Raw genomic sequence first — 205 nt, 5'->3', positions numbered from 1 at the left:
CAAATGGCTTCTATCAGCGTTCCTGAAGCTAGAATGTTGCTAATTACACCCTATGATAAAACAATTTTAGGTGAAATTGAAAAAGCAATTTTGAAATCAGATTTAGGTTTAACACCTAATAATGATGGTTCTGTACTACGTTTATCTATTCCACAATTAACGGAAGAACGTCGTAAAGAGTTGGTTAAAGAAGTGAAAAAAGAAG

General features: G+C 32.7%; 1 protein-coding gene. It reads left to right on the top strand.

All coding sequences use genetic code 11. The annotated features are described in order from the left end of the window. Window positions 1-205 (top strand): ribosome-recycling factor (locus FCK90_RS15315; protein WP_158035154.1); only part of this gene is annotated, 205 nt, incomplete at both ends.

The sequence above is a fragment of the Kocuria coralli genome, assembly GCF_008831305.1.
GTDB classification, from domain to species: Bacteria; Actinomycetota; Actinomycetes; order Actinomycetales; family Micrococcaceae; genus Kocuria; species Kocuria coralli.
The sequence above is the reverse complement of the archived record's forward strand: the minus strand, read 5'-3'. Positions and strand labels throughout refer to the sequence as shown.